The sequence below is a fragment of the Paraburkholderia sp. BL6669N2 genome (assembly GCF_003387275.1).
Taxonomy (GTDB): domain Bacteria; phylum Pseudomonadota; class Gammaproteobacteria; order Burkholderiales; family Burkholderiaceae; genus Paraburkholderia.
The window spans coordinates 2,310,913-2,324,527 of sequence record NZ_QUNA01000001.1 but is presented as its reverse complement, the minus strand read 5'-3'; the positions used below and the strand labels follow the sequence as shown (position 1 = coordinate 2,324,527).

10 protein-coding genes are annotated in these 13,615 nt (G+C 62.3%); 9 read left to right on the top strand and 1 reads right to left on the bottom strand.

All coding sequences use genetic code 11. The features are described 5' to 3' along the window. Positions 1-139 precede the first annotated feature (139 nt). The 5 genes from B0G80_RS10525 (at position 140) to B0G80_RS10505 (ending at position 7,685) form a co-directional block, all read left to right on the top strand. A complete protein-coding gene (locus tag B0G80_RS10525; protein WP_116119619.1) occupies positions 140-1,381 on the top strand; it encodes a nitrate/nitrite transporter in 1,242 nt (413 codons plus the stop codon). A 495-nt stretch (positions 1,382-1,876) separates the two neighbouring features. After that, positions 1,877-3,031 (top strand): glutamine-hydrolyzing carbamoyl-phosphate synthase small subunit, encoded by a 1,155-nt coding sequence (gene carA, locus B0G80_RS10520; RefSeq protein ID WP_116117952.1) that lies wholly within the window; start codon positions 1,877-1,879, stop codon positions 3,029-3,031. 241 nt (positions 3,032-3,272) lie between these two features. Beyond that, a complete protein-coding gene (gene carB, locus B0G80_RS10515; RefSeq protein ID WP_116117951.1) occupies positions 3,273-6,527 on the top strand; it encodes a carbamoyl-phosphate synthase large subunit in 3,255 nt (1,084 codons plus the stop codon). A 151-nt stretch (positions 6,528-6,678) separates the two neighbouring features. Further along, a complete protein-coding gene (gene greA, locus B0G80_RS10510; RefSeq protein WP_012433846.1) occupies positions 6,679-7,155 on the top strand; it encodes a transcription elongation factor GreA in 477 nt (158 codons plus the stop codon). Between the two features lie 20 nt (positions 7,156-7,175). Then, complete coding sequence (locus tag B0G80_RS10505) at positions 7,176-7,685, top strand: DUF4149 domain-containing protein (RefSeq protein WP_106309784.1); 510 nt, start codon at positions 7,176-7,178, stop codon at positions 7,683-7,685. A 107-nt stretch (positions 7,686-7,792) separates the two neighbouring features. Here B0G80_RS10505 and B0G80_RS10500 read toward each other — a convergent pair whose 3' ends face one another. Next, positions 7,793-8,320 (bottom strand): YhbY family RNA-binding protein, encoded by a 528-nt coding sequence (locus B0G80_RS10500; protein WP_116117950.1) that lies wholly within the window; start codon positions 8,318-8,320, stop codon positions 7,793-7,795. A 183-nt stretch (positions 8,321-8,503) separates the two neighbouring features. Between B0G80_RS10500 and B0G80_RS10495 the strand changes: the two genes are divergently transcribed. The 4 genes from B0G80_RS10495 to glmM all read left to right on the top strand — a co-directional run bounded on the left by B0G80_RS10495 (position 8,504) and on the right by glmM (position 13,614). Beyond that, positions 8,504-9,166 carry an RlmE family RNA methyltransferase gene (locus B0G80_RS10495; protein WP_106283726.1) on the top strand — a complete coding sequence of 221 codons (663 nt, stop codon included), beginning with the start codon at positions 8,504-8,506 and terminating at the stop codon, positions 9,164-9,166. Between the two features lie 188 nt (positions 9,167-9,354). Beyond that, positions 9,355-11,244, top strand: a complete 1,890-nt coding sequence (ftsH, locus tag B0G80_RS10490; RefSeq protein WP_012433842.1) for an ATP-dependent zinc metalloprotease FtsH — start codon at positions 9,355-9,357, stop codon at positions 11,242-11,244. A 170-nt stretch (positions 11,245-11,414) separates the two neighbouring features. After that, the gene (gene folP / locus B0G80_RS10485; protein ID WP_408968000.1) at positions 11,415-12,227 is read left to right on the top strand and encodes a dihydropteroate synthase; all 813 of its coding nucleotides are present in this window, start codon (positions 11,415-11,417) and stop codon (positions 12,225-12,227) included. 28 nt (positions 12,228-12,255) lie between these two features. After that, positions 12,256-13,614, top strand: a complete 1,359-nt coding sequence (glmM, locus tag B0G80_RS10480) for a phosphoglucosamine mutase (protein WP_116117948.1) — start codon at positions 12,256-12,258, stop codon at positions 13,612-13,614. Position 13,615: the final 1 nt, after the last annotated feature.

Genomic DNA, 13,615 nt, shown 5'->3' with positions numbered 1-13,615 from the left:
CACCGCGCTTTTTCCAACGCCGTCACCTGTGGTGACGGCGTTTTTCATTGTGCAGATCGTTTCGCGCAAAGCCGGCGCTTTTCCTTTATCTTTCGTGCTTCGGTCAAACCCATTCGGCCAGCCGCCTAACTCAAAGCTCATGTCGTCGACCCAGTTGCGCGTCTTCTTGCTGTTCTCCGCCGGCTATTTCGTTTCCTACGTGTTCCGCGGCGTCAATCTCGGCTTTGCGCCGTTCATTACGCATGATCTCGGCCTGTCGGCTGCGGATCTGGGCTTGCTCACGAGTCTTTATTTTCTCGGCTTTGCGGGCGCTCAGATTCCGGCCGGCGTCCTGCTCGATCACTTCGGCGCGCGGCGTGTCACGGCCGTCACGTTGCTATTTGCCGCGCTCGGCATTTGGGTGTTCGGCGCCGCTCATAGCATCGGCGTGATGATGGTGGGGCGGCTGCTGATCGGCGTCGGCGTCTCCGTGTGTCTTGGCGCCGCGTTCAAGGCATTGGCGCAACACTTCGCCGCCGCGCGCTTGCCGCTGATGAACGGCCTCGTGATGGCGATCGGCGGCTTCGGCGGCGTGATGGTCGGCTCGCCGCTGACGTGGGCGCTGACGTTCGCCAGCTGGCGCACCGTCTGCGTCGGGCTCGGTATCTTGACAGTGCTGGTCGCGCTGGCGCAGTGGACGCTCGCGCCGGACACGAAGGAATCGCATCATCAGGCGAGTCTGGGTGCCCAGTTCAAAGGCACGCTGCATATTCTGCGCAGCGCGGCGTTCTGGAAGATCGCGTCGTTCTCGGTGGTCACGCAAGGCGTCTTCTACGCGATGCAGTCGCTTTGGGTCGGCGCGTGGCTGCGTGACGTGCAGGGCTTCGAGCCGCGCGAAGCCGCGGCGCTTGTTTCGATTCTCGGCTTCGCGATGATGGCCGGCTGCGTGGGCTTCGGCGCGGCGGCGCGCGGTCTCGAGCGGCGCGGCATCTCGCTTTACGCGTTTTGCGGCATCGGCATGGCGCTGTACGTCGTGACCCAGTTGCTCATCATGTTCAAGGCGCCGCTGCCCGCGGGCCTGTTGTGGGCGGCGTACGGCATTTTTGGCGGCACCGGCATTCTCAGCTACGCGGTCATGGCGCGGCACTTCCCGGCGCAGATGATCGGCCGCGTGAATACCACGCTGACGCTGATCATATTCCTGCTGATTTTCGGCTTCCAGATCGGCGTCGGCGCCGTGCTGTCGCATTGGCCGGCGAGCGGCGGCCACTATCCGGCGGCCGCGCATCTGATGGCTTGGGGCATTCTCGTGGCGTTGCAGGTGGCGAGCGCGATCTGGTATGTCTTGCCGGGCCGTAAGCTGGTTCACCCGGCCGAGGTCCACGCCGAACAGGACGCTTGAAGCAAAATCAGGCCCGCAGTCTGCCGCCGGACACGCCCATTCGCCGGTCGTCACGGCACCTGGCGCCGGGTGATTCGCCGGTGGTGCCCCATCTCCCGGCACTGTCCCGATTTGCGCTGGCAGAAACGCTCCAGATCACCGTCCGCGCCAGACATGACAGCACTTTCAGCGATTTCGAGCCGCACCGTGCCATATGCCGACGTCATCTCGGATTTGGAGGGAAGGGCAGTTTCACGCTATAATTCCGAGGTTTGAGCTTATCAACCCGCACCCTAGCGCCTACCTCTCCCATACCGTTCATCCGCCGCGCGCCACCGGCGTAGCAAGCAGGGCCACGCCCCCAGCCGATCCGTCCACACAATGGACTCATCGCGCCCCTTGCAACGTCAACGGCAGTTCGCGAGCGAGTCTGCGCGCGCATCCCGGATGCGTTTCGCTGCGGCTCGCAGTCGGATAGACAGGTCGGCAACAGGGTGTTCCCCCAAGGAGTCTCCCGTGTTGCCGTCATTTTCTCCCGCTCTGCTCGCGCTCGCCGACGGCACGGTCTTTCGTGGTTACTCGATCGGCGCCCCCGGGCATACCATCGGCGAAGTCGTGTTCAACACCGCTATCACCGGCTATCAGGAAATCCTGACTGACCCGAGCTACGCGCGCCAGATCGTGACCCTCACGTATCCGCATATCGGCAACGTCGGCGTGAACGCCGAAGACGTCGAAGCTACGAAAGTCCATGCCGCCGGCCTGATCATTCGCGATCTGCCGGTTCTCGCGTCGAACTTCCGCATGGAGCGCACGCTCCCGCAATACCTCAAGGACGAAGGCGTGGTTGCCATCGCCGGTCTCGATACCCGCATGCTGACTCGCGTTCTGCGCGACAAGGGCGCGCAGAACGGCGCGATCCTCGCCGGTTCGGACGACGAAGCCAAAGCCATCGAACTCGCACGCTCGTTCCCGGGCCTCTCGGGCATGGACCTCGCGAAGGTCGTGTCGACCAGGGAAACCTACGAGTGGACCCAGACCGAATGGCGTCTGGGCGAGGGCTACGGCACGCAAAAGGCGCCGAAGTACCGCGTCGTGGCGTTCGACTACGGCGTCAAGTACAACATCCTGCGCATGCTGGCCGAACGCGGCTGCCACGTCACCGTGCTGCCGGCGCAAGCCAGCGCTGCTGACGCGCTCGCTCTCAATCCGGACGGTATTTTCCTGTCGAACGGTCCTGGCGACCCAGAGCCGTGCGATTACGCAATCACGGCCACCAAGGAACTGATCGAGCGCGGCATTCCGACCTTCGGCATCTGCCTCGGCCATCAGATCATGGGTCTGGCGGTCGGCGCCAAAACCATGAAGATGAAGACCGGCCACCACGGTGCGAACCATCCGGTGAAAGATCTGGAGGATGGCCGCGTGGTGATCACGTCGCAGAACCACGGTTTCGCGGTCGATGCCGACACGCTGCCCGCCAACGCCCGCGCCACGCACGTTTCGCTGTTCGACGGCACGCTGCAGGGCTTCGCGCTGACCGACAAGCCGGCGTTCTGCTTCCAGGGTCACCCGGAAGCGTCGCCTGGTCCGCATGACATCGCCTATCTGTTCGACCGCTTCACAGCGTTGATGGACACGAAGAAGGCTGGCAAGACCGCAGCGGCATAAAGCGGCAGACAAGTCCCGGCGGCGCACGGCTCACGCCGCGCCGCGCGTGACCGGCGCACACGCCGACGTACATGGCGTAAAGCGACGCACACGCGGCGAGCCGCACCGGACAGAGTAGAGCGCGCGCAACGCCACGGCGGCGCGCGCCGACGGAAAGAATAGCAACCAGGTTGCATGGCACCGGAGTAAGGCGCTAAAGCGCCAACTCCGGTGGACACAGGAATACATTAGCGAGAGCGTTATGCCCAAGCGGACAGACATCAAGAGCATCCTCATCATCGGCGCGGGTCCGATCATCATCGGCCAGGCGTGCGAGTTCGATTACTCGGGCGCGCAGGCATGCAAAGCGCTGCGTGAGGAAGGCTACAAGGTCATTCTCGTCAACAGCAATCCGGCGACGATCATGACCGACCCGAACACGGCCGACGTGACCTACATCGAGCCGATCACGTGGGAAGTCGTCGAGCGCATCATCGCCAAGGAGCGCCCCGACGCGATCCTGCCGACGATGGGCGGCCAGACCGCGCTGAACTGCGCGCTCGACCTGCACGCGCACGGCGTGCTGAAAAAGTACAAGGTCGAGCTGATCGGCGCGTCGCCGGAAGCGATCGACAAGGCGGAAGACCGCCAGAAGTTCAAGGACGCGATGACCAAGATCGGCCTCGGTTCGGCCAAATCGGGCACCGCGCATTCCATGGAGGAAGCGCTCCAGGTGCAGGCCGAGATCGCTCTGCAAACGGGCAGCGGCGGCTATCCGGTCGTGATCCGTCCGTCGTTCACCTTGGGCGGCTCGGGCGGCGGCATTGCGTATAACCGCGACGAGTTCGAAGAGATCTGCAAGCGCGGTCTCGATCTGTCGCCCACGCGCGAACTGCTGATCGAAGAGTCGCTGCTCGGCTGGAAAGAGTACGAGATGGAAGTGGTCCGCGACAAGAAGGACAACTGCATCATCGTTTGCTCGATCGAAAACCTGGACCCGATGGGCATCCACACCGGCGACTCGATCACCGTCGCGCCGGCGCAAACGCTCACGGACAAGGAATATCAGATCCTGCGTAACGCATCGCTTGCGGTGCTGCGCGAGATCGGCGTCGACACCGGCGGCTCGAACGTGCAGTTCTCGATCAATCCGAAAGACGGCCGCATGGTCGTGATCGAAATGAATCCGCGCGTGTCGCGCTCGTCGGCGTTGGCGTCGAAGGCGACCGGTTTCCCGATCGCGAAGATCGCCGCGAAGCTGGCGGTTGGCTACTCGCTCGACGAGCTCAAGAACGAAATTACCGGCGGCCAGACTCCGGCGTCGTTCGAACCGACCATCGACTACGTCGTCACCAAGATCCCGCGTTTCGCGTTCGAAAAATTCCGCGAAGCCGATTCGCGCCTGACTACGCAGATGAAGTCGGTCGGCGAAGTGATGGCGATTGGACGCACCTTCCAGGAATCGTTCCAGAAGGCGCTGCGCGGACTGGAAGTCGGCGTCGACGGTCTGGACGAAAAGACCGATAACCGCGACGAGATCATCCGCGAGATCGGCGAAGCCGGTCCGGATCGCATCTGGTACGTGGGCGACGCGTTCCGTATCGGCATGACGGCTCAGGAAATTTTCGAAGAGACCTCGATCGACCCGTGGTTCCTCGCGCAGATCGAACAGATCATCCTTAAGGAAAAGGCGCTGGCGGGCCGCACGCTCGCAAGCATCTCGAAGGAAGAGCTGAAGTACCTGAAGCAGAGCGGCTTCTCGGATCGTCGTCTGGCAAAGTTGCTTGGCGCGAAGCCGGCGGAAGTGCGTCAACGCCGTATCGAGTTGAACGTGCGCCCGGTGTACAAGCGCGTCGATACGTGCGCGGCCGAGTTCGCCACGAAAACCGCCTACATGTACTCGACCTACGAGGAAGAGTGCGAAGCGAACCCGACCAGCAACAAAAAGATCATGGTGCTGGGCGGCGGCCCGAACCGGATCGGCCAGGGCATCGAGTTCGATTACTGCTGCGTGCACGCCGCGCTCGCCATGCGCGAAGACGGCTACGAAACGATCATGGTCAACTGCAACCCTGAAACCGTTTCGACCGACTACGACACGTCCGATCGTCTGTACTTCGAATCGCTCACGCTCGAAGACGTGCTCGAAATCGTCGACAAGGAAAAGCCGGTCGGGGTGATCGTGCAATACGGCGGTCAAACGCCACTGAAGCTCGCGCTCGACCTCGAAGCGAACGGTGTGCCGATCGTCGGCACGTCGCCGGACATGATCGACGCCGCCGAAGACCGCGAGCGTTTCCAGAAGCTGCTGCAGGACCTCGGTCTGCGCCAGCCGCCGAACCGCACCGCGCGCGCCGAAGACGAAGCGCTCAAGCTGGCCGACGAGATCGGCTATCCGCTGGTGGTGCGTCCGTCGTACGTGCTCGGCGGCCGCGCGATGGAAATCGTCCACGAGCCGCGCGACCTCGAGCGCTACATGCGCGAGGCCGTGAAGGTGTCGAACGACTCGCCGGTGCTGCTCGACCGCTTCCTGAACGACGCGATCGAATGCGACGTGGATTGCATCTCCGACGGCGAAGCCGTGTTCATCGGCGGCGTGATGGAACACATCGAACAGGCGGGCGTGCACTCGGGCGACTCGGCGTGCTCGCTGCCGCCGTATTCGCTGTCGAAGGAAACTGTGGCTGAGTTGAAGCGTCAAACCGGCGCGATGGCGAAGGCGCTGAACGTGATCGGCCTGATGAACGTGCAGTTCGCGATCCAGCAAGTGCCGCAGGCGGACGGCTCGAAAGAAGATGTCATCTATGTGCTCGAAGTGAATCCGCGCGCTTCGCGCACGGTGCCGTACGTATCGAAGGCGACCAGCCTGCCGCTCGCGAAGATCGCGGCGCGCGCCATGGTCGGTCAGAAGCTCGCTGAACAAGGCGTGACGAAGGAAATCGATCCGCCATACTTCAGCGTGAAGGAAGCCGTGTTCCCGTTCGTCAAGTTCCCGGCAGTCGATCCGGTGCTCGGACCGGAAATGCGTTCGACCGGCGAAGTGATGGGCGTGGGTCAGACTTTCGGCGAAGCGCTGTTCAAGTCGCAGCTCGCGGCGGGTTCGCGTCTGCCGGAGTCGGGCACGGTGCTGCTGACCGTGATGGACGCCGACAAGCCGAAGGCCGTCGAAGTGGCACGCATGCTGCACGAACTCGGCTATCCGATCGTCGCGACCAAGGGCACGGCTGCCGCGATCGAAGCGGCCGGCGTGCCGGTGAAGGTCGTCAACAAGGTGAAGGACGGCCGTCCGCACATCGTCGACATGATCAAGAACGGCGAGATCGCGCTGGTCTTTACGACCGTCGACGAAACCCGCGCCGCGATCGCCGACTCGCGTTCGATCCGCATGAGCGCGCAGGCGAATAAGGTCACGTACTACACGACCATGTCCGGCGCGCGTGCCGCAGTGGAAGGGTTGCGCTATTTGAAGGATCTGGAAGTCTATGATTTACAAGGCCTGCACGCTCGCCTAAACTAAGGCTTCGAATACCTGTCCAAGATGTAAGTGCCGCGGTTAAGCGGCGTTCCGCAGGTGCTTGGCGCCGGGTTTTGCCCGGCGCTCTGGCCCCTGCGGAATGCACTTAACCGCGGTGATTTTTTTTACGGCTGTTTTTTGCATAGAGTTGTTTATGAGCACTGTTCCATTGACGAAGCGCGGCGCGGAAATGTTGCGCGATGAACTGCAGCGCCTGAAATCGGTTGAGCGTCCTTCGGTGATCAATTCGATCGCGGAAGCGCGTGCCCAGGGCGATCTGTCGGAAAACGCGGAATACGACGCGGCGAAGGAAAAGCAGGGCTTTATCGAAGGCCGGATTGCTGAAATCGAATCGAAGCTGGCCGGCGCGCAGGTGATCGACCCGGCGGCAGTGGAAGCGGACGGGCGCGTGGTGTTCGGCGCGACCGTGGAACTGGAAGACCTGGATTCGGGAGCGTCGGTCAAATACCAGATCGTCGGCGACGACGAGGCCGACATCGATCATGGCCTGATCTCGATCAGCTCGCCGATCGCGCGCGCCCTGATCGGCAAGTCGGAAGGCGACGTTGCGTCGGTGCAGGCACCGGGCGGCGTGCGCGAATACGAAATCATCGCGGTTAGCTACGTTTGAAGGCGGCTCCGGTGTCCTTGATGCCGCATCGTTTTTTCCGCTTATTGACGGTGGTGTGGGTCGGTAGTCTGCTGACTATCGGCTATGCGGTCGCGCCTGTGCTGTTCACGTCGCTCGACCGGATGACCGCTGGCGCGGTGGCCGCGCAACTGTTCCGCATTGAAGGCGTACTGGGTGCGGTATGCGGCATTTTGCTGCTCGGTCTCGCGAACGTGCTGGTTCGACGCGGCAGCGATGCGTATCGTCGTTTGCGCTGGCTGATCGCGGGGATGCTGGTGTGCGTGCTGGTCGGTTACTTCGCGTTGCAGCCGTTTATGAATGCAATGCGCATCGCCGCGCTAGAAGCGGGCAGCGATGTCGGACATTCGGCTTATGCAACACGCTTCGGCATTTTGCACGGCGTGTCGAGTCTGTTCTACCTGATCGAAAGCCTGCTGGGTGTGGCGCTGGTGTGGAAACTGCCTGCGGGCGCAGGCGTGGCGTCGGCTGAGCAGGGTGCTCGCGGCACGGCAGGGAACGTGGCCGGCTGACTGCAAACCAGAACGCGGCGAGCTTGCTGAGCGATCTCAGGTTTTGAAGTCGTGATCAAGCCGCCCACGTCGAGGTGCGGACGCCGCCCGCACCTTTCATCATTCGCTTATTTCGACGACTGATGCGAGCGCTTCGCGCTGGCCTGGCGTTTCTTGGCGCGCTTGATGTTGCCGCCTTGCGTCACGCGTTCATTGCCACGCACCACGACGGCTTTGGCCTTGGGTTTGCGCATCGGGATTTCGCTGGGCTTCACCACGGTCACGACGCGCGGCGCGCGGCCCTTGCCCGGTTTGGCTTCGACAGCGGCTTCGCGGGCGCTCGGCAGGGCGCCACGTTTGGCCTTCACCGCCGGTTGGGCGGCTTCCGGCTTCCAGATCACCAGCAGCTTGCCGATATGCTGGATCGGCGCGGCGTTCAGCTTGTCACAGATTTCTTCGTAGATCGCGATGCGCTCTTCGCGTTCGTCACCGAACACGCGGATTTTGATGAGCTGATGAGCGCCAAGGTGAACCTTGATCTCGGAGAGCACAGCGTCGGTCAAGCCTTCGGCGCCGACGAGCACGACCGGTTTGAGCGCATGTGCCTGGGAGCGCAACTCGGCGCGTTGGTCGGAAGAGACTTTGAGGGCGGGCATGGAAAGTGGGAGACTCGACTAAAATGGCGGCACCTGCATTTCCGAGAGATTCGGCTAATAGGGCAGGGCGGCGCGTCAGAACAACAGAATCGCGGATGACTGCCAGTTTTGGCGGCGTCCGCGCGAATTAACCGCGTATTATCCCCTAAAGCGTGTCATAACGCAGCAAGAGTTCAACGCTTAATGGCAAAAAACAAATTCAACACGGCGTGGTTGCATGATCACATCAACGACCCGTACGTAAAAATGGCGCAGCGGGAGGGCTATCGTGCCCGCGCGGCCTACAAGCTCAAGGAAATCGACGAACAGGACAAGCTGATCCGTCCCGGTCAGGTGATCGTCGATCTCGGTTCGGTGCCCGGCAGTTGGAGTCAGTACGCGCGTAACAAGCTTGCCAAGGGTTCGCAGCGCGACGCCGAGCGCGAAGGCGGCATCGACGGCACGATCATCGCGCTGGACATCCTGCCGATGGAACCGATTGCCGACGTCACTTTTATTCAGGGCGACTTCCGCGAGGACAGCGTGGTTGGTCAACTGGAAGAATTGGTCGGCGAACGCCAGGTTGATCTTGTAATTTCGGATATGGCGCCCAACCTGTCGGGAGTGGCGGTGGCGGATGCCGCGCGAATCGAGCATCTGTGCGATCTCGCGCTGGAATTCTCACAAAATCACCTCAAGCAGGATGGTGCCCTTTTAGTCAAATGCTTTCACGGCAGCGGTTACAGCCAGATTGTCGAAAAGTTCAAGCATCAATTTAAGGTGGTGGCGGCCCGTAAGCCGAAAGCGTCGCGGGACAAATCGTCAGAAACGTTTATTTTGGGTAAGCATCTCAAGCGGCCCGCATAGGACGCTGCAGGACGGTTCCGCATCTGCCGATAATGCGATCATGGCCTCGGAAATGGGTGCGGCACTGACCCGCTGTCCTATTTCTGTGGTAGTGAAACCTTATGGCAGGGGTCTGCGGACTGGATTAGAATGCTTTCGTGGTGCCGCAAGGCAAATGTAGGCGCCCGTCTAAGTGAAGGAGTGGTGCTTTGAACAACAATATGTTTTCGAAAGCAGCAGTGTGGCTGGTTATCGCACTGGTGCTGTTTACGGTGTTCAAGCAGTTCGACAAGCCCCGTGTCCAGGAAGGCGTTTCCTATTCGCAGTTCATGGACGACGCGAAGAACGGCAAAGTCAAGAACGTCATTGTCCAGGGGCGGAACCTCACGGTCACTCCAGCAGACGGCCAGAAGTACCAGATCGTGTCGCCCGGCGACATCTGGATGGTCGGCGATCTGATGAAGTATGGCGTTCAGGTGAGCGGCAAGGCTGATGACGAACCCAACGCGCTGGTGTCCGCGCTGTACTACCTCGGACCGACGATCCTGATCATCGGCTTCTGGTTCTACATGATGCGACAGATGCAGGGGGGCGGGAAAGGCGGTGCGTTCTCGTTCGGCAAATCCCGTGCACGTCTGATCGACGAAAACAACAACGCAATCAATTTCACCGATGTCGCCGGTTGCGACGAAGCCAAGGAAGAAGTCTCCGAACTGGTCGACTTCCTGCGCGATCCGCAGAAATTTCAGAAGTTGGGCGGCCGCATTCCGCGCGGCGTGCTGCTGGTTGGGCCGCCGGGAACAGGTAAGACGCTGTTGGCGCGTGCTATCGCGGGTGAAGCGAAAGTGCCGTTCTTCAGCATCTCAGGTTCGGACTTCGTCGAAATGTTCGTCGGTGTCGGCGCGGCTCGTGTGCGCGACATGTTCGAGCAGGCCAAGAAGCATGCGCCTTGCATCGTGTTCATCGACGAAATCGACGCGGTCGGCCGTCATCGCGGCGCCGGCATGGGCGGCGGTAATGACGAACGCGAGCAGACGTTGAACCAGATGCTGGTGGAGATGGACGGCTTCGAAGCGAACTCGGGCGTGATCGTGATCGCCGCAACGAACCGTTCGGACGTGCTCGACAAGGCGCTGCTGCGTCCGGGCCGTTTCGACCGTCAGGTGTACGTCGGTCTGCCGGACATTCGCGGCCGCGAGCACATCATGAAGGTTCACCTGCGCAAGGTGCCGATTTCGAACGACGTCGACGCAGCGGTGATCGCGCGCGGCACGCCGGGCTTCTCGGGCGCCGATCTGGCGAATCTCGTGAACGAAGCAGCTTTGTTTGCGGCTCGCCGCGGCAAACGTATCGTTGAAATGAACGACTTCGAAGACGCGAAAGACAAGATCTTCATGGGTCCGGAGCGCAAGTCGGCTGTGATCCGCGAAGAATCGAAGCGTGCTACGGCGTACCACGAGTCGGGCCATGCGGTGATCGCCAAGCTGTTGCCGAAGGCCGATCCGGTGCACAAGGTCACGATCATTCCGCGTGGCCGTGCGCTGGGTGTGACCTGGCAATTGCCGGAGCATGACAACGAAACGTATTCGAAGGACTACCTGCTGGATCGCCTGGCGATCCTGTTCGGTGGCCGCGTCGCGGAAGAGTTGTTCCTGAACCTGCTCAGCACCGGCGCGTCGGACGACTTCAACAAGGCCACGCAAACCGCGCGCGCCATGGTGGCCCGCTTCGGCATGACGGACGCACTTGGACCGATGGTCTACGTCGACGACGAAAACGACGCCACGCCGTTTGGCCGCGGCTTTACGCGCACCATTTCGGAAGCGACGCAGCAGAAGGTCGATGCCGAAATCCGTCGCGTGCTGGACGAGCAATACAATCTCGCGAAGCGCTTGCTGGACGAGAACCGCGACAAGGTCGAAGCGATGACCGCCGCGCTGATGGAGTGGGAAACGATCGACGCCGATCAGATCAACGACATCATGGCAGGCCGTCCGCCGCGTTCGCCGAAGAGCTCGCCGCCGTCGGCAACCGACGCCTCGTCGGGCGGCAGCCCGGGCACCGAGGTCAAACCGGGCAGCGCGACCGCGCCGGCCTGATAGGCGACCAGTAGAAAGTGCGGGCCGGTGTGTTTTCACACCGGCCCGTTTTGCATTTATCCGTTTGCATGAAGCACTTCCACGTGTCGAAAGTCGAATTCCCTTTTTTGCCTATTCCCGAGCCGCTGCAGTGCGGCCGTTTCAAGCTGACCTTTGAGCGCCCGTTGGTCATGGGCATTCTGAACGTCACTCCCGATTCTTTTTCCGACGGCGGCAAATACGCGATGCGCGGCGATGCGTTGCGCCAGGCCGAGCGTATGATGCTCGACGGCGCTGACATTATCGATATCGGCGGCGAATCGACGCGTCCGGGCGCGCCGCCGGTGTCGCTCGACGAAGAACTGGAGCGGGTGATCCCGCTCGTCGAGCAGTTGCGTGGCGCGAATGTGCCGTTGTCGATCGACACCTACAAGCCTGAAGTGATGCGCCATACGCTGGCCGCCGGCGCCGATCTGATCAACGACATCTGGGGCTTCCGCATGCCGGGCGCAATCGACGCGGTGCGCGACAGTCAATGCGGCGTGTGCGTCATGCACATGCTCGGCGAGCCGCAGACCATGCAGGTCGGTGAGCCCGCTTATGACGATGTGGTGAGCGAGGTTCGCGATTTTCTCGAGGAGCGGGTCGCGGCGCTCAAGCAGGCGGGCATTGCGCGTGCTCGTATCAGCGTGGACCCAGGTTTCGGCTTCGGCAAGACTGTAGTCGAGCATAATTACACGCTGCTCGCGCATCTGCCGGACACGGCGCCGCGAGCTGAGCCGCCATATCCCATTCTTGCTGGCATGTCGCGCAAGTCGATGGTCGGCGCGGTGGTGGAACGCCCGGCGCCGGAACGCGTCGCGGGCAGTATTGCGGCGGCCGTGTGCGCCGCTGAACGGGGCGCTGCGATTCTGCGTGTACACGACGTCGCGCAAACTGTAGATGCATTGAAAGTATGGGCAGCCATGCGCGACGCGGCGAAGCACAGCCGCGCGCGCGGTTGAACCCACAAGCCAAGGAGGAAGATAAAACATGGCACGTCGTTATTTCGGAACGGACGGCATTCGGGGCAAAGTCGGCGAAGGACCTATCACGCCGGAGTTTGTATTGCGGCTCGGCTACGCGGCCGGCAAGGTGTTGGCAGGCGCGGACCGCTGGGCCAAAAGCGGCACGCGGCCAACCGTGTTGATCGGCAAAGACACGCGTGTGTCGGGCTACATGCTCGAAGCCGCGCTCGAGTCAGGTTTCTCCGCAGCGGGTGTGGACGTGATGCTGGCCGGTCCGATGCCGACTCCCGGCATCGCCTATCTGACGCGCGCGTTGCGGCTCGCCGCGGGCGTGGTGATCAGTGCATCGCATAACCCGTACTACGACAACGGCATCAAATTTTTCTCCGCCGACGGCAACAAGTTGCCGGACGAGGTGGAAGCGCAGATCGAGGAGCAACTCGATCTGCCGCTCGCCTGCGCGGCATCCGAGCAACTCGGCAAGGCGCGGCGTCTCGACGACGCGGCAGGCCGCTACATCGAGTTCTGCAAGAGCACGTTTCCGGCGGCGTTCGACCTGCACGGCCTGAAGCTGGTGGTCGACTGCGCGCATGGCGCCGCGTATGACGTTGCGCCGCACGTGTTCCACGAACTCGGCGCCGAAGTGATTCCGATCGGCGTCGCGCCGAACGGCTTCAACATCAACGACGGTGTCGGCGCGACCGCGCCGGATGCGCTGGTGCGTGCCGTGCGCGCGAATCATGCGGATCTGGGCATCGCGCTCGATGGCGACGCCGACCGTCTGCAGGTGGTCGACGCGGCAGGGCGTCTCTACAACGGCGACGAACTGCTCTACATCCTGGTCAAGGATCGTGTCGCGACCGACGGCAAAGTGGACGGCGCAGTCGGCACCCTGATGACGAATATGGCGGTGGAAGTGGCGTTGCAGGAAGCCGGCGTGAAGTTCGTGCGCGCGGCGGTCGGCGATCGCTACGTGCTCGAACAGTTGCGCGAACACGGCTGGCAACTGGGCGCCGAGGGCTCCGGCCATATTCTTTCGCTCGACCGTCATTCCACGGGCGACGGCATCGTCTCGGCGTTGCTGGTGCTGGCAGCCATGAAGCGCAGCGAGAAAACGCTCGCCGACCTGCTCGACGGCGTCACGCTGTTCCCGCAGAAGCTGATCAACGTGCGCATGAAGCCTGGCGCGGACTGGAAGAGTAGCGACGTAATCCGCCGCGCCATCGCCAAGGCGGAGAGCGCGCTGAACGGCCGTGGCCGCGTGCTGATCCGCGCGTCCGGCACGGAGCCGGTGCTGCGCGTGATGGTGGAAGCGGAAAATGCCGCCGACGCACTTCTTCATGCGGAATCGATTGCCGGCGCGGTCAAAGAGGCCACGGCGTAAG

Excerpts from the sequence above, each read along its gene's own strand:
- glmM (WP_116117948.1), top strand. The coding sequence starts at position 12,256 with ATGGCACGTCGTTATTTCGGAACGGACGGCATTCGGGGCAAAGTCGGC.
- folP (WP_408968000.1), top strand. The coding sequence starts at position 11,415 with ATGGGCATTCTGAACGTCACTCCCGATTCTTTTTCCGACGGCGGCAAA.
- B0G80_RS10525 (WP_116119619.1), top strand. The coding sequence starts at position 140 with ATGTCGTCGACCCAGTTGCGCGTCTTCTTGCTGTTCTCCGCCGGCTAT.
- greA (WP_012433846.1), top strand. The coding sequence starts at position 6,679 with ATGAGCACTGTTCCATTGACGAAGCGCGGCGCGGAAATGTTGCGCGAT.
- B0G80_RS10500 (WP_116117950.1), bottom strand. The coding sequence starts at position 8,320 with ATGCCCGCCCTCAAAGTCTCTTCCGACCAACGCGCCGAGTTGCGCTCC.
- carB (WP_116117951.1), top strand. The coding sequence starts at position 3,273 with ATGCCCAAGCGGACAGACATCAAGAGCATCCTCATCATCGGCGCGGGT.
- B0G80_RS10505 (WP_106309784.1), top strand. The coding sequence starts at position 7,176 with ATGCCGCATCGTTTTTTCCGCTTATTGACGGTGGTGTGGGTCGGTAGT.
- B0G80_RS10495 (WP_106283726.1), top strand. The coding sequence starts at position 8,504 with ATGGCAAAAAACAAATTCAACACGGCGTGGTTGCATGATCACATCAAC.